The organism is Flavobacterium humidisoli, from assembly GCF_023272795.1.
Classification (GTDB): Bacteria; Bacteroidota; Bacteroidia; order Flavobacteriales; family Flavobacteriaceae; genus Flavobacterium; species Flavobacterium humidisoli.
This window is the reverse complement of the sequence record NZ_CP096829.1, coordinates 4,235,035-4,250,490: the sequence shown is the minus strand read 5'-3', so window position 1 is coordinate 4,250,490 and position 15,456 is coordinate 4,235,035. Positions and strand designations below refer to the sequence as shown.

The 15,456-nt window shown below is 33.9% G+C and carries 14 protein-coding genes; 5 read left to right on the top strand and 9 right to left on the bottom strand.

Going from position 1 to position 15,456, the window contains the following annotated elements:
• Positions 1-73: 73 nt before the first annotated feature.
• Positions 74-2,461 (bottom strand): TonB-dependent receptor, encoded by a 2,388-nt coding sequence (locus M0M44_RS18360; protein WP_248726987.1) that lies wholly within the window; start codon positions 2,459-2,461, stop codon positions 74-76.
• A gap of 141 nt (positions 2,462-2,602) precedes the next feature.
• Between M0M44_RS18360 and M0M44_RS18355 the strand changes: the two genes are divergently transcribed.
• The 5 genes from M0M44_RS18355 (at position 2,603) to aspT (ending at position 7,126) form a co-directional block, all read left to right on the top strand.
• Positions 2,603-3,625 (top strand): sensor histidine kinase, encoded by a 1,023-nt coding sequence (locus M0M44_RS18355; protein WP_248726986.1) that lies wholly within the window; start codon positions 2,603-2,605, stop codon positions 3,623-3,625.
• Entirely contained in the window at positions 3,622-4,317 is a 696-nt protein-coding gene (locus M0M44_RS18350) for a LytR/AlgR family response regulator transcription factor (RefSeq protein ID WP_248726985.1), read from the top strand. Before M0M44_RS18355 ends, M0M44_RS18350 begins: the two co-directional genes overlap by 4 nt.
• A 46-nt stretch (positions 4,318-4,363) precedes the next feature.
• Positions 4,364-4,732, top strand: a complete 369-nt coding sequence (locus M0M44_RS18345) for a hypothetical protein (protein WP_248726984.1) — start codon at positions 4,364-4,366, stop codon at positions 4,730-4,732.
• Positions 4,733-4,858: 126 nt separating this feature from the next.
• A complete protein-coding gene (locus M0M44_RS18340; RefSeq protein ID WP_248726983.1) occupies positions 4,859-5,359 on the top strand; it encodes a GNAT family N-acetyltransferase in 501 nt (166 codons plus the stop codon).
• Between the two features lie 90 nt (positions 5,360-5,449).
• Entirely contained in the window at positions 5,450-7,126 is a 1,677-nt protein-coding gene (gene aspT, locus M0M44_RS18335; protein WP_248726982.1) for an aspartate-alanine antiporter, read from the top strand.
• A gap of 80 nt (positions 7,127-7,206) precedes the next feature.
• On the opposite strand, the gene M0M44_RS18330 is transcribed toward aspT, so the two are convergent.
• The 8 genes from M0M44_RS18330 to M0M44_RS18300 form a co-directional block, all read right to left on the bottom strand.
• Positions 7,207-7,653, bottom strand: a complete 447-nt coding sequence (locus tag M0M44_RS18330; RefSeq protein ID WP_248726981.1) for a copper resistance protein CopD — start codon at positions 7,651-7,653, stop codon at positions 7,207-7,209.
• A 20-nt stretch (positions 7,654-7,673) separates the two neighbouring features.
• Positions 7,674-8,402 carry an anaerobic ribonucleoside-triphosphate reductase activating protein gene (locus tag M0M44_RS18325; RefSeq protein ID WP_248726980.1) on the bottom strand — a complete coding sequence of 243 codons (729 nt, stop codon included), beginning with the start codon at positions 8,400-8,402 and terminating at the stop codon, positions 7,674-7,676.
• Positions 8,344-8,511: an anaerobic ribonucleoside-triphosphate reductase gene (gene nrdD / locus M0M44_RS23855; RefSeq protein WP_172426906.1), complete on the bottom strand. Its 168-nt coding sequence runs from the start codon at positions 8,509-8,511 to the stop codon at positions 8,344-8,346. Before nrdD ends, M0M44_RS18325 begins: the two co-directional genes overlap by 59 nt.
• Positions 8,492-10,615: a ribonucleoside triphosphate reductase gene (locus M0M44_RS18320; protein ID WP_256469707.1), complete on the bottom strand. Its 2,124-nt coding sequence runs from the start codon at positions 10,613-10,615 to the stop codon at positions 8,492-8,494. Before M0M44_RS18320 ends, nrdD begins: the two co-directional genes overlap by 20 nt.
• A gap of 14 nt (positions 10,616-10,629) precedes the next feature.
• The gene (gene ric, locus M0M44_RS18315; protein WP_248726979.1) at positions 10,630-11,361 is read right to left on the bottom strand and encodes an iron-sulfur cluster repair di-iron protein; all 732 of its coding nucleotides are present in this window, start codon (positions 11,359-11,361) and stop codon (positions 10,630-10,632) included.
• Positions 11,362-11,391: 30 nt separating this feature from the next.
• Positions 11,392-12,906, bottom strand: coding sequence for an L-aspartate oxidase (gene nadB, locus M0M44_RS18310; protein WP_248726978.1), 1,515 nt, complete (start codon positions 12,904-12,906; stop codon positions 11,392-11,394).
• A 28-nt stretch (positions 12,907-12,934) separates the two neighbouring features.
• Complete coding sequence (gene nadA / locus M0M44_RS18305) at positions 12,935-13,867, bottom strand: quinolinate synthase NadA (protein WP_248726977.1); 933 nt, start codon at positions 13,865-13,867, stop codon at positions 12,935-12,937.
• A 249-nt stretch (positions 13,868-14,116) separates the two neighbouring features.
• Positions 14,117-15,436, bottom strand: a complete 1,320-nt coding sequence (locus tag M0M44_RS18300; RefSeq protein ID WP_248726976.1) for an OmpA family protein — start codon at positions 15,434-15,436, stop codon at positions 14,117-14,119.
• Between the last annotated feature and the right edge of the window lie 20 nt (positions 15,437-15,456).

Below are 15,456 nucleotides of genomic sequence, written 5' to 3'. Positions count from 1 at the left end.
ATAAAACAGCGTCAGATACTCTAAAAGAGTAACATTTGAAGCTGCTTATCTTAATTAAAATGATTGTAATAAATTAGTTCGCTCGATTCCTTTCCTCTTCATTTCCAAAATTTCTTTCATTAGATTTTACACTTTGGTTTCCGAATTTGTAGCTTAAAGCAATTCTAAAAGCTCTTGAATCGCCATAATTTTTCATTGTATTTTTAATTCCGTTTGAATAATAAGAAATTAAAGGTTTTTGTGCATTCAATACATCTTCTCCGGTTAAAGTAATCGATAGATTCTTTTTTAATGCTAGAAATTTCACTGAAACATCCAAAATATTTAAAGTCGAAATATTAAAAACTTGATAGCGTCCTGGCAATTGCAAACCATAATTTAAACCTAGAAAAAGAGTTTTTGATTGATTTACTGTAAAATCATTATTGGTGTAAATGTAACCGTTATAACCATCTACAGAAGCAATTAGATTCGTTCTCGATTTTACATTTTGATAGTTTAAATTGAATCCCATAAAGCTGTTCAACCATGGATATTTATTGAAATTGTAATAGGTTGAAACACCGATTTGGTAAGTGTCAGCGTAATTGATAGGCGTACTTTTCGTGATATTGGTTTCAGGATCAATAATTGCTAATTCTTGACCGAAATCAGAAACTTGAGAAAAATAGACATTATTAACCCATTTTTGATTGCGAATATAGGAGAATTGTAAGTTGTCTATAATAGAAGGCTTCAAAAACGGATTTCCTTCAGAATAGTAAAACGGACTGGTTCTAATCACAAACGGATTCAAATAATCAAAATCAGGTCTGCGAATTCTTCGGCTGTAATCTATAGAATATGAGTTGCTATCATTCGCATTGTAAGTCACATACGCCGTTGGAAACAATTTTATATAATTGTTTTTATGGGTTTGATCTAGGTTTTCAGAATAACCTTCTGTTTGTGTGGCTTCGGTTCTTAAACCAATTTGCGTTTCCCATTTTTCGCTTAATTTTTTGTTTGCAGAAAAATAGATTGCTTCGTTGTATTCTTTGTAAGTGAATATATTAGAGTAATTTGTGTTCAGAATTGGAGTTCCAGTTTCGTTGTCAAAAACCGTTAGATTATTTTTAGTGTTCGTATAAAATCCTTTTCCGCCAAAGCTAATATTCGCCCAAGAATAAGGAAGAGAAACATCCATTTTTGCCGAATAATTTTTTAATCGGTTCAAATTAGAATTAATTGCCGCAAAATAAGTTCCAAGAATATTTTCTTTCTGATTATCCACTTCATTTCCTGAAAATGCACGCGAATCGTCTTTTTGATAGTTGAAGTAATCCAAATCAACCGTAATGTTTTTGCCTTCTTTATTTAAATTAAAAACATTATTCCAGTTAACCGAATTCATTTGCGGTTTGTTCTGTGCATTTACATTAGAAAATACATAAGAATTGATTTCTCCTGCTGCATTATAACGAGTTGTCAACGGATTATTTGCTGAAGTTCTATTATTAAAACTTCCTAAATATTTTACTCCAGAAGTCCAATTTTCAGTCCGTTTATAATCGGCACCAAAACCAAGACTCAATAAATCTGTTTTTGATTTGTTTGCAATATCTTGTTTCCAAACTTCATTAGGATAATAAATTCGGTTGTCTGAGGTCGTGCGAAATTGTTCTGTTCCTTTATTAATAGAAGCTTGAAGCGAAAGTTTATTGTAATTGTAAATAAACAATCCGTTTATGTTTCCGCTTTCATAACTTCTTTGTGCATAAGCAGCTCCGAGATTAGCGGTCCATGAATTCGCTTTAGCGGTCTTCAATTTAATATTGATTAAACCGCTATTTCCTTCCGCTTCATATTTTGCTGGAGGCGTTGTAATTACTTCAATACTTTTAATGTTATCTGCTGGAATCGATCTTAAAAATGCAACTAGATCTTCCTGAGTCATTTTATTCAAACGATCATCAATCATAACCAAAACTTCTCCTTTTCCAACAATAGAAATCGTTTCGTTCTGAACTCTCACTGTTGGCGTAGATTTTAAAGCATCCAAAGCAGTTCCGCCAGTGGCAACCACAGAGTTTTCGACATTAAAAACCAAACGATCTACTTTTTGCTCTACCAGTTTTTTTCTTGACTTTAAAGTCACGCCATCAAGCTGAATCTGCTCTTTTACTTCCAATGTTCCTAGATCAATATCTTGATGGATATGAATGGATTGATTACTAAATTCAGTTCCAAATTGTTCTATTAGGAGCAGATAATTTCCTTTTTCTGCTTTCAGTGCAAAATTTCCCAAACTGTCTGTTGAAGCTTGCTGGTATAAAGTTTTATCGGGGTTTAATAAAGTAGCAGTTGCAAACTCCAACGGCGTTTTGTTTTGATTGATGATTTTTCCTTTTACAGAAAATTGTTGGGCAAAGGCGTTAATTTGAAATAGGAATAAGACTGATACTAAAATGATTCTGTTCATGGTTTAAAAATTAATTACAGGACAAAACTGTTAGAATTAAAACCCAAAAACCACTTTTATCGACAAACCCCTTCGATTTATCTGCAAACCCGTTAAAATGCTTTTTATTGAATGTATATCTTTGTTTTAAAAATATACCGAATGTATAAAGGAACCGTTACCAAAAAACTAGAATGTCTAATTCATTTTATTTATTGGATTTTAATTTTTTATTTCACTTTCGTGAAAAACCCGATTGGGAGACAATTTTTTTTACCTGATCTTTTTCTTTGTACTTACTTTATCGTTTTTATTATTACGTTCTATTTTAATTATTTGATTGTAATGAAAACGGTTTTTAAGACTTTTAAATGGGAAAGGCTTTTTGCAGGAGTTTTTGTTTCGTATCTGGTTTTTACTTTTCTGAGATTCTTTTTTGAGCAAATTATAACCAAACTTTTATTTGATAAAGTAAATTATACCAATGTTAATTTTCTGAATTATATGCTCGACAATTTGCATTACAGCAGTATGGCGATTATTTTGAGTTCGTTTCTTTGGTTTGTTATTTATTCGATTCGTCTTTTAGAATATAACAAGCTTATTCTAGAAGAAAATAAGAATACCGAAATCAAATTTTTGAAAGCTCAGATCAATCCGCACTTTGTATTTAATACTTTAAATAACATTTATTCAATGGTTTATTTTCAGTCAGATAAGTCGTTAATTGCAATTGATAAATTGAGCCAGATTATGCGTTTTACAACTTATGAATCTCAGAAAGAAAAGATTAAACTTTCAGACGAAGTTGCTTATATTAAAGCGTATATTGAACTGGAACAATTAAGGCATCAGGACAATGTTCGAGTTGATTTTAATGTCGATATCAAAAATGAATTTGAAGAAATTCCGCCATACATTTTGTCACCATTGGTAGAAAATGCTTTAAAGCACGGAGCCGTTTCAGAGTCAGAACCAATAGAAATTCAGCTAAAAGTTTCTTCTGAAAAATTAATTTTTAAAGTGAAGAATAAAATCGGAACACAAAAAAAGGATAGTTTGGGAGGGATTGGATTGGATAATTTGCAAAAACGTTTACAAATTCATTATCCCGAAAAACACCAATTAATAATCACCAAAGAAGAAAACCATTTCACGGCTGAATTAGAAATAGATTTAAAATGACTAAAAAAATAAACTGCATTATTCTGGATGACGAGCCATTTGCTGTAAAATTAATTGCCGATTACGCATCAAAAATTTCAAGGTTAAATGTTCTGTATGCAGACAGCGATGTCTTTAAAGCAATTGAAGTTTTAAATACAGAGTCGGTCGATTTGATTTTTATTGATATTCAGATGCCACAATTGACTGGAATTGAATTGATGCAGATGTTCAATCAGAAATATAATTTTATCATTACATCGGCTTATCCACAATATGCGCTTGAAGCTTTTCAATTTCATGTGATTGATTATTTGTTGAAACCCATTACTTTTAATCGATTTTACCAAAGTGTAGAAAAGTTCATTCGTTGGCAGGAAACTTTTCAAACTAACGAAAAATCTGGAGCTGATTTTCTATTTGTAAAAGCTGACCGAAAGCACTATAAAATTGCATTAAACGATATTTTATATATTGAAGGATTACGAGATTATATCCGTATTCATACTAATGACGAAAAGATTATGGCATTGGAGAACATGAAAGATATTTTGGAGAAACTTCCGGATCAGTTTATTCGAATTCATCGTTCGTATATTATCCCAAAAGATAAAATAAAAGTTATTGACGGAAACCAGATTTTAATGAAAAGCGGGAATGCTTTGCCAATAGGAGAGACGTATAGAAAGTTGGTTAGTGAGTGGTTGATGTAGGTTTAGAATGTTTTATAAATGGGGAATTAAAATAAACTAAAAAGAAATGAAGAAGTTCGAATTGTACTGGAGAGACCTTAATATTGGATCTATTGTTGAAACCAACTGGGATATGAGGAGTTCAGGAGATATTTCATTTAAATTTGATTATTCGGCTGAATCATCTGAAAATGAGCATTTAGCAAACTTTATAAAATTCTCTATAAAAGACAGTATTTTATTAGGCGAAGGAGTTGAAGATGATGATTTGATTTTTGCTCAATCAGAAGAAGAAAAAAAATTTCTTGATTTAATAGTTGATACTGCTACAGATTGGTACATTATCAATGAGAAAGGCGATAAAAGTATAATTCTTTGTCCAATATTTCATGAAGATGATCAAATCACCTGGATGAAAGATTCCAACTATTTTTAATTTTGTTTTGCTCCCTCGCGCCAGCGAATGATTCTGTGGTTGGAAAATTTCGATATATTTACAAAAGAAAAATTCTGTTGCTAATTTTAGAACACAGCTTCTAATTCATTTATTTTAATACAGCCAATGCATATTATTTATCAAAGCCCAAAAATAATTATCCGCGAATTTCTGCCTGAGGAAAAACAGACATTCTTAAATCTTTTTAAAGATAAGCAGGTAACGCAATATCTTCCTGATACTTCACCAGAAAGATGTGCCGAAATGTTTAACGAACTGCAAGAAAATTATAAAAACAAAAATCTTAGCCGATGGGCGATATTCAACCCTGTAGATAATAGTTTTATAGGAATGTGTGTTGCTCGTATTTTTGTACACAATACAGATCAGATAGAGATCGGGTATGTGCTTAGCAGGGAATACTGGGGAAAAGGTTTTGCTACAGAAGTATGCAGGGCTATAACGCAATATAGTTTTGAAAATACAAAGACAAATGAAGTTGTAGCCATAACTGATCTTGAGAATGCCGGATCGCAAAATGTGCTGCAGAAAGTTGGGTTTAAACGATTAAGCAATCTGATAAGAAACCAAGAGGAACTTGCTTATTTTAAGATAGAGAGATTGTAGTTTGCATTCTATTATTAATTAGTTGTAAATAATTGAAATATAGTCCGTTGCTTGTTTTTTTTGATTAAATTTATATGAAAAAAAGGCAATATGGTTACAGCTATACTTAGAGCACATTCTGAACTGGCACTTTTCTTATGCTTGGCTCTTGGATTCTTAATAGGACGTATTAAGATCGGTACATTTAAAATTGGTGTCGTATTAGGAACTTTGTTTGCTGGAGTGCTAATTGGTCAGTTGGATATTGAAATTCCAGATATTGTAAAAACTATTTTCTTTGATTTTTTCCTGTTTTCTACAGGATATAAAGTTGGCCCTCAATTTTTTCAAGGTTTTAAAAAAAATGCATTTCCGCAATTACTGCTCACTTTGGTAATTTGTTTATCCTGCCTATTAGTGGCATATTCTATCTCTACTTTTTTAGGGTATGATGTAGGAACAGCGGCGGGATTATTGGCAGGAGCGTTTTCTGAATCGACTGTAATTGGTACCGCTTCAGATGCTATTAGCCACTTAAATCTTGCTGATGCAGAAAAAAGCAGATTAATCAATAATATTCCTGTAGCCTATTCTGTAACTTATCTTGTAGGTGCGGCATCTTTTGTTTTTTTTCTAACTGGAATTGCTCCAAAATTGCTTGGCATTGATTTAGTTCAAGAAAGCGATAAAATAGCTGAAACCATTTCAGGAGAAACTGAATATGGTCCAGGAATGAAAAGCGCTTATCAGAGGTGGATTATTCGAGCCTATAGAATAACAAATGAGAAATGGACTGGAATTAGTATAAGCGAATTTGAAAGATTGATATCTAATAAGAATATTGTGATTCAGAGGATACGCCATAAAAATCAATTGCTAGATCCAAAACCCGATACTATAATTCAAAAAGATGATGTAATGGTTATTATGGGACAGCATGGAATCATTTTGGACAGTCTCTTTTCTATTGGGCCAGAAGTATTGGACGAAGAATTGTTAAATTTCCCACTAGCACATTTAGATGTTACAATCACCAATAATGCAATAGAAGGGATGACGGTAAAGTTGCTTCGAAAAAGCAGTTTTTATCATGGATTAATGCTAAACAAAATAACGAGAGAAAATCATGAAATACCGCTCGAATCGAAAACGGTTTTAAATAGAGGTGATATTTTGAATCTTTCAGGCAGACCTGCAAAACTGGAAGAAGCAGCGAAGGAAATAGGTTATCTGGATCGTTTAAGCCCAGAGACTGATATTATTTTTGTTGGTTTGGGTATTGTCCTTGGTGGACTTTTAGGTTTGCTTTCGGTAACTTTATTTGGAGTTTCGGTAACTTTAACCACAAGTGGCGGTGCGTTGGTAATGGGACTAGTTTTTGGCTGGCTGCATTCAAGAACTCCAGTTTTTGGCAGAATTCCAGAACCAGCCTTGTGGATATTTGACAACGTTGGTCTTGCAGCATTTATTGGACTCGTTGGTCTAGCCGCTGGTCCAAGTTTTATCTCAGGTCTTAAAGAAACCGGATTTGGTATTTTAATAGCCGGTGTGGCTGTAGCCTTAATTCCTCATATCATCGGACTGTATTTTGGAAGATATATATTAAAAATAAATCCCCTCATCTTACTTGGCGCTCAAACAGGTGCAGGAACATCAACAATTGGATTAAAAGCAGTTCAAGATGCATCGGGCAGTAAATTTCCCGTTTTAGGTTATACTATTCCCTACGCTTTGGCCAATATACTATTGACTGCTTTCGGGCCCATACTTGTAGGTATGATGTCATAATTAATAGGTTGTAAAGTAAAAAACGCAATCTCAAAAAAATCGAGATTGCGTTTACATTAAAAATCAGTTAGTTGAGTTAATTAAATTCCGCCATAACGCAATGTCGATCCTAAAGCCAGCATTGCAACTCCTATTGAAGTAACCGTTAAAATAATTATGGCAATTCTATAAATATTATTTTTATTAAGATTCGGAATAACAAAAAATTGCGCGCACACGGCACAGATAAAAGTGCAGAAAAGTAAAATCAGTTTTATGGAAACTACTTTTTCAAATCCGCTCGAAAAATGAAACCAGGTTTCTGCTTTTATGCCAAAATCATACGCCATCCAGATTCCTGTAATAATTAATAAAGCAAGAGAAGACATGCCTAGTGTTTCAAATTTTTTTTCAAAATTTAAAATAATCTGCGGATCTTTTTTCTTTAATGCTGTTGGAAGATAACAAATAGCTAAAAGTAAATGTCCGCCAACCCAAATTGTCGCCGCTAGTAGATGAATTATAAGTACAAAATGATGTAAAGTCATAACGTATTCATTTTGAGTGATCAATCTCTGAAAATAACTTTTATTTTTGGAGTTGAAAAATCTTTAAGCTGTATTTCTTTATTCGAATCGTCTAGTTTTGAAAGTGTTGGCACATTATTCATAAAATGCTGTACATAATAGTTTCCTTCAAAATTCTTTGATTCTAAATAGGCAATCATATTCACAAAATCATTTTCTTTAATTAAAGAAGAATGAAAAGTGGTACGGATTTCAAATGGAATTTTCGATTGAATCAAGAGTTGTAAACTTTCTTCAAATTCAGAAAATAAGCCTGACTGCGTTAGTTTTTTAAAGGTATGAGGAAGACTTTTATAATCTAACGCGACATAATCAATTAATTGATCACGAATCAGGCTATTTAATATTTTTGGATTGGAACCGTTGGTGTCTATTTTAACCTCAAATCCCATTGCTTTGATTTCTTTTATGAAATCAATTATTTTTTTGTGTAAAGTGCATTCGCCACCGCTTAAAACTACTCCGTCTAATAAGCCTTTTCTCGTTTTAAGGAACAAAAGAACAGAATCGAAATCTATTTTTCCTTTTCCTAAAACAATCTCTGGATTGTAGCAGTATAAACACCGCATGTTACAGCCCGCAAACCACACTATGCAGGCTGTTTTATGCGGATAATCTAATAAAGTAAAAGGCGTGAGGCTAAATATTCCTTTAATAGATAATGCTTTCTTCGAAATGGGTACGCTGTTGGTGTTCACCTTTTTTTCCAATATTAAAACTTTCTACAGGTCTGTGATATCCCATTACACGTGTATAAACCAAACATTTGCTTCTTTGGGATTTTTTTTCTTCTAGAATTTTAAGCGTTTTCGTTTTCATAAGCCAAGTGTTTTTGATTGTTTTTATTGAGTAAAATTTCGTCGCATTTTGGACAATATTCATGTTCTCCGTTTAGATAGCCATGAATAGGGCAGATGCTGAAAATTGGTGTTACGGTAATGTATGGCAGTTTAAAGCTGGTTAAAACTTTTTTTACGAAGTTTTTGCAGGCTTCTGGACTGCTTATTTTTTCTCTCATATAAAGATGTAAAACTGTACCGCCAGTATATTTGCATTGCAATTCGTCTTGAAGTAATAAAGCTTCAAAAGGATCATCGGTATAATCGACCGGAATTTGTGAACTATTGGTATAGTAAATATTCTCGTTTTGTCCCGCTTGAAGAATCTCTGGAAAACGCTTTTTATCTTCTTTTGCAAAACGATACGTTGTTCCTTCTGCGGGTGTTGCTTCTAGGTTGTAAAGATTGCCAGTTTCTTCTTGAAACTCCTTCATTCGCAATCGAATATGATCTAGGATTTCTGTAGCGAAATGTATTCCCGAGGTGTCCGTTATATTTTGTTTTCCTTCAGAAAAGTTGAGCACCATTTCATTCATTCCGTTTACTCCAATGGTAGAAAAGTGATTTTTAAAATGTTTCAGATAGCGCTGTGTGTACGGATAAAGTCCGCGGTCGTACATTTGCTGGATAAAGATTCTTTTTTTCTCTAAAGTAGATTTGGCTATTTGAAGCAATTCGTCTAAATGTTCAAATAAACTAATGATATTTCCTTTATGCAAATATCCTAGACGCGCCATGTTTATGGTTACCACACCAATGCTTCCCGTCATTTCTGCACTACCAAAAAGACCATTTCCGCGTTTCAATAATTCTCTTAAATCGAGCTGTAATCGGCAGCACATACTTCGTACGGCATTTGGTTTGTAAGCTTCTGGATTTTCAATTCGATTTCCATTTTCATCCAAAATATATTGGCTTCCAATAAAATTCTGGAAATAAGAGGAACCTATTTTAGCTGTATTTTCAAATAATAAATCAACATTTTCTCCTTGCCAGTCAAAATCTTCTGTAATATTTACTGTTGGAATCGGAAACGTAAACGGCTGTCCGTTTGCATCTCCTTCGGTCATAATCGTATAATAGGCTTTATTAATGAGATTCATTTCTTTTTGGAAATCTCCATATTTTAAGTCTATCAATTTTTGAGCACCTCTGTTTTTGGCTTCAGTAATTAGATTTTTATCATTTACATTCAAAAACAAATGCTGATCATTTCTTGTCGGAATCTGTTCTTTTAAATCTTCGGGAACATTCCAATCCAAAGTAATGTTTGTAAAAGGCGATTGTCCCCAACGCGCAGGCACATTTAGGTTGTAAACAAAACTTCTAATTCCTTTTAAAACTTCTTCGTAAGAAAGCTGATCTTTAAAGACATAAGGAGCCAAATACGTATCAAAAGAACTGAAAGCCTGAGCGCCTGCCCATTCGCTTTGCAAAATCCCTAAGAAATTAGCCATTTGCCCCAATGCTTCTCTAAAATGAGAAGGAGGTCTGCTCTCGACACGGCCGCGTACGCCATTAAAACCTTCATTTAATAGCACACGTAGGCTCCAACCAGCGCAGTATCCGGTAAGACAATCCAAATCATGGATGTGTATGTCGCCATTCCTATGAGCAGAACCTTCTTCTTTATTGTATATTTTATCGAGCCAATAATTGGCAATAACTTTTCCTGCGGTATTGCTGACTAGGCCAGCGTTTGAATACGAAATATTAGCATTGGCATTAATTCTCCAATCGGATTGATTAATGTATTCTTCAACAGTCTGCGTACTGTCTATGTCGGTAGTGTCATCATTTAAACCATTAATATGTTCTCGTTGTAATTTTCTAGTATGACGATAAATTATAAACGAACGCATGGTTTGGAAGTATCCATTTTCAAAAAGCGCTCTTTCTATCATATCCTGAATTTCTTCTACAGGCCACGAAAACTTTACCTCAAGACTAGAAAGAACGGTTTTAAAAATCCTCTTGTCTATAGGCTGATTGACGCTTTGAAAGGCTTTCTGAATGGCATCCTGAATTTTATAAGCTTCAAAAGGCTTATAATCTCCATTGCGTTTGATTACATATTTTTCCATGGTATTCTTTTAATTTAAGACACTTTTTCAAATGTTTTTTCAAGTTCAATTGCTTTTGGAAATAAGATATTGTTTTCCAGATGTATATGCTTCTTTAAATCTTTATCAAATTCTTCCAGCATCAGAAAAGCAACTTTATAAGTATTGCATGAGTCAAGGGGCGGTGTATAATTATTGGTTAATGCCACAATTCTTTTAAAACGCTGTCCTTCGGTTATATGATCCTCTTTTAATGTTGTAATGGGATTTTCGATAGATAAAAAAGGCGGTGTTTCCAGTTCTTGACCTTTACTGTGTGCGATTTTCATTTTTTTTATAAAAGGAAAAACAACCAACTCTTCTCGTTTCATATGAGCCGTGAGATCCAAATACGTTTTTGAAAAAATAGTATGGATTTCATGAAGCTCAGGATGAATCGCACCGTGAACACCGCACAATTTATTTAAATATTCCAAAATAACAGGAGACTTTTCTTCTACATATCTATGATGGGTTTTGGTTATATAATCTGCAATCATGTCGGCTGACCAACTTTTGTAATCAAAAGACTGATTGGCAGAACTGTTTCTTGCTTTTTCAATGTGCTCAATAAGAGCACTTTCTTCAATATCTCTTTTTTTGCAAACTTCTTCGATTGTTCGATGTCCTTTGCAGCAAAAGTCGATATGGAATTTTGTAAAAACGGCTGCTGTTTTGAAATCATCTGCTACGATTTCACCAATGGTTGTTTTGCTTGTTAGTTTCATAATGGTTAGGGGTATAGATTAATTTTGGTTTCAGCATATTTTTTGGTCCGTTGCAGTTTTACATTGCTTAATTATCAATAAAGAAACCGCAATCATATTAGAAAATTCGATAAACGGAATCATAATTTCGTGTGCTTCTGTAAGTGAAACGGCATAATTATGAAGCTCTTTTATTTTTTCAAAAGCCAATTCGGCATCGCGTTCTTCGCTTGTGTAGAAAGCGGTCACCAGTTTTTGCAATTCTTTTTTAAGTATTTCAAAAGCAAGATAATCGTCAACTTGATGTGCCTTTGGAAACTTCGGAATTAGTATTTGGGATGAAAAAATAAATTCGGCAATAGTTCTGTCTACATTTTCTGAAGCCTGATGTGCAAAGACTAAACCTTCAAGAAGAGAATTTGATGCCAGACGGTTTTTGCCATGAAGACCTGTTCTAGCGCATTCACCGATGGCGTAAAGATTTTTTATTGTCGTCACTCCATTTTTGTCTACTCGAACACCGCCACATTGATAATGTGCGGCAGGAACAACAGGAATTAAATCTTTTTCAGGGTAAATTCCTAATGCGTTGCAATGTGCTGTGATGACAGGAAATTGATTTGAAAAAGCTTTTGGATCTAAATGTCTACAGTCTAAATAAACATGTTTTTTTCCGCTCGATTGAAGTTCTTTACTAATGGCAGTTGAAACCATATCTCGTGTAGACAATTCGCCTCGGATATCATATTTAAATAAAAACCTTTTTCCTTCATCATTTACAATATGAGCGCCAAACCCTCTAACAGCTTCCGAAATCAAAAACAATGGATTTTCTTTTCCTGTAAATAAAGCTGTTGGATGAAACTGCATGTATTCCATATCTGCAATTTCTGCTCCCGCACGTGCCGCCATTGCAAGTCCGTCACCCGTTGCAATTTTAGGATTAGTTGTATTTTCAAAAAGCTGCCCGCATCCGCCTGTACTTAGAACAATAGTACGTGTTCTCATGTATTTGATGCGATTGTATTTTTTTTCATAAAAGAAAACTCCGGCACAAGTAGTTTTAGCTTTTTTTGTTTCGGTATTGATATCAATGACCATATGATTCTCTAAGAGTTCAATATTGGGCATTTTTTTAATAATCTTGAGCAGTTTACTCTCAATTTCCTGTCCGGAGCTGTCTTTATGATGTAATATTCTGTGTTGTGAATGTCCTCCTTCTAAACCGAGATTCCATTGGCCTTTTTCATCTTTGTCAAAAGAAGTTCCAATTTCGATTAATTCCTGAAGTCTTTCTGGAGCTTGCGTAATGACCATGTTAACAATTTCTTTATCACACAAACCACCTCCAGAACGAAGCGTATCATGTATGTGCTTATTAAAACTGTCTTTTAAATGATCAGTAACTACAGCAATACCTCCTTGAGCAAGCTGTGTATTGGTATTTTTAGCTGTTTCTTTCGTCATTATAACAATAGATAAGTCTGGACGTTTTTTTGCTATTTTCATGGCAAAAAATAATCCCGAAATACCAGAACCGATGATAAGTATATCTGTTTTAAGCATGTTATTTTGATTTAAGGTTATTGCGTTTTTATGATAGTTCAAGCATTCTTTTAATAGGCTTTAGCGCCTCTATTCTCAGTTCATCTTTAATAAGCATCTCTGGTCTTTCATTTTTAAGGCACAAATACAATTTTTCGAGTGTATTCATTTTCATATAAGCACATTCGCTACAAGCACAGCTGTTGTCTTCTGTGGTAGGAGCCGGGATCAGCGTTTTATCAGGTACTGCTTTTGCAAGCTCATGTAAGATACCGGCTTCTGTAGCCACAATGAAAACGGCAGCAGGATCCGTTTTAATGAAATTAATAATTCCCGAAGTCGAGCCAATGTAATGTGCTGCTTTTAAAATATGACTTTCAGATTCAGGGTGAGCTGCAATTTTTGCAGTCGGATTTTTGTTGTATATCTCTATTAATTTGTCTAATGAAAAGGCTTCGTGCACAACGCATGAGCCTTTCCATAAGACAAGTTCGCGCTTGGTTTCTTTTTGAAGATACTTGCCTAAATTTTCATCTGGGGCAAATATTATTTTTTGTTCTACAGGAATAGATTCGATTATCTTTTTGGCATTTGAAGATGTGCAGACTAAGTCGCTCATGGCTTTTATTTGTGCAGAACAGTTAATATAAGTAACCACAATGTGATCGGGATGCTGTTCTTTAAACAATTTAAAATCTTCTGGCGGACAGCCATCTGCAAGTGAACAGCCAGCATTCCAGTCGGGCAAAACAACTTTTTTATTAGGGTTTAAAATTTTTGCTGTTTCTGCCATAAAATGAACTCCTGCAAAAACGATAATATCAGCATCTGTGTTTTGAGCTTTTTTAGCCAATTCAAGACTGTCTCCAATAAAATCTGCTATTTCCTGAATATTCTCATCTTGATAATAATGAGCCAGAATAATGGCATTTTTTTCTTTTTTCAATCGGATGATCTCCTGTATTAAAAAATTCTTGTCCATATTAATTCTTGAATTTTGTACTAACAAAAGCTGTTGACACTTATTTTCTAGTTTGTTTTAAAATATATTTAAGCATATAATTTTAATAGGGTAAATATATTATCATCATTTCTTTCAAAACATGATTCTAATCATACTGTTTAATTTTTGTTTTTATATGTTAACCTTGATAATTTGAGTTTTATCAAAAAAAAAAGCATGAAAAGAAATTTCCTTTTCATGCTTTTTAAAACTATAGATTTTCAGAATTTATCTATCTACCAATGTAAGAGTTACTCTTCTGTTCAGCGGTCTATTTTCTACTGGAGTATTTGGAACTAAAGGTTCGCTTTCACCTTTTGAAAATAAATGCATACGATTAGATTCAATTCCTTTATTCTGTAAATAATCTGAAACTGCCTGTGCTCTTTTCATTCCAATTTCAAGATTGCGTGCTTCCGTTCCTATATCGCAAGTATATCCTGTAATATTCAGGTCTATGTCTTTATTTGATTTTAGAATTTTAGCAATTTCATCTAGTCTTGTAGCCAATTGTGGCGTTACATCGGTATTTCCGACTTCTTGGAAAGCAAGCGGTTTTTCAACGTATGTACGCTCAGTTGTTGTAAGTTCCTTTTTAGCTGGAGGAGTTTCAACCACTTTTTGCTGTACAGGGGCTTTTTCTTGAACAGGCGCTTCAGTCTTAGCCACTACTTCTTCTTTTTGTTGTACGGCGGCTACTGGTTCTGGCTTGTTTTTATTTAGCATAAAACCTAATTTCAGTTGAACGCCAGCAGAAAAGTAACGGCTTTCTTGAACAATTTTTCTATTGCCACTCGTACCATTTGCTTGAATGTTATCCAATCCGTTTGGGTTGTATGCAACGATGTTAAGATTTGCATTTTCTTTTGCCATTTCTGTTAAACCGTAATCCAGATATACACCAGTGTAAAGCTGTGTATTCTCTTTCAGTTTGAAAGTAAGACCTGTTTCAACACTTAAAAGAAAAGAAGGATCTAAGCTTACGGTTGCGTTATCCTGCCAATTGGTTACTTTACCAAATCCGTGAGAAGGCAGGTCATCAATTAGAAGGTTAATATCAGGATAGTAACCACTTAACTGCAATTCAGAAGCAGAAGCTTTTGCCGTTTGTTTTGCTGGAAACAGAATTTTTCCTCCAAAGCCAAAATAAAGTTGTGTCTGAGGAGCAATTGACGTTCTGTATTGCATCATAAGCGGTACTGCAACAGAAATGAAATGCTGTTCTTCTTTATAGTTTGTCGGCGTTACTTGATACTCAAATGCAGAAGTCTGGTCATCAACTTCGTAAGTCGAAATCGTTGTTCCGTTGTTGAGTTCAAAGCTGTTCTGATTGTACATTGCATCAACTCCTGTCGAAATTCCCCAGTGGCTGCTGAAGAAATAGGTGTAACCGACACCTATTCCTCCGCCAAATTTGAGTTTTCCGTCTCCAAGAGTGCTATCATAGAGAATTCCTGATGGCCCTCCATTAATCTTGACATTAATTTCCTGCGCTTTTATTGTGACACTGCACAGTAGTAGTATGGCTATTGTGGTTTTAATTTTCATTGCTTGTAATTTTAAATTAA

Coding starts and splice junctions, on each gene's coding strand:
- M0M44_RS18360 (WP_248726987.1), bottom strand. CDS start 2,461: ATGAACAGAATCATTTTAGTATCAGTCTTATTCCTATTTCAAATTAAC.
- M0M44_RS18355 (WP_248726986.1), top strand. CDS start 2,603: ATGTATAAAGGAACCGTTACCAAAAAACTAGAATGTCTAATTCATTTT.
- M0M44_RS18350 (WP_248726985.1), top strand. CDS start 3,622: ATGACTAAAAAAATAAACTGCATTATTCTGGATGACGAGCCATTTGCT.
- M0M44_RS18345 (WP_248726984.1), top strand. CDS start 4,364: ATGAAGAAGTTCGAATTGTACTGGAGAGACCTTAATATTGGATCTATT.
- M0M44_RS18340 (WP_248726983.1), top strand. CDS start 4,859: ATGCATATTATTTATCAAAGCCCAAAAATAATTATCCGCGAATTTCTG.
- aspT (WP_248726982.1), top strand. CDS start 5,450: ATGGTTACAGCTATACTTAGAGCACATTCTGAACTGGCACTTTTCTTA.
- M0M44_RS18330 (WP_248726981.1), bottom strand. CDS start 7,653: ATGACTTTACATCATTTTGTACTTATAATTCATCTACTAGCGGCGACA.
- nrdD (WP_172426906.1), bottom strand. CDS start 8,511: ATGAAAACGAAAACGCTTAAAATTCTAGAAGAAAAAAAATCCCAAAGA.
- M0M44_RS18320 (WP_256469707.1), bottom strand. CDS start 10,615: ATGGAAAAATATGTAATCAAACGCAATGGAGATTATAAGCCTTTTGAA.
- ric (WP_248726979.1), bottom strand. CDS start 11,361: ATGAAACTAACAAGCAAAACAACCATTGGTGAAATCGTAGCAGATGAT.
- nadB (WP_248726978.1), bottom strand. CDS start 12,906: ATGCTTAAAACAGATATACTTATCATCGGTTCTGGTATTTCGGGATTA.
- nadA (WP_248726977.1), bottom strand. CDS start 13,867: ATGGACAAGAATTTTTTAATACAGGAGATCATCCGATTGAAAAAAGAA.
- M0M44_RS18300 (WP_248726976.1), bottom strand. CDS start 15,436: ATGAAAATTAAAACCACAATAGCCATACTACTACTGTGCAGTGTCACA.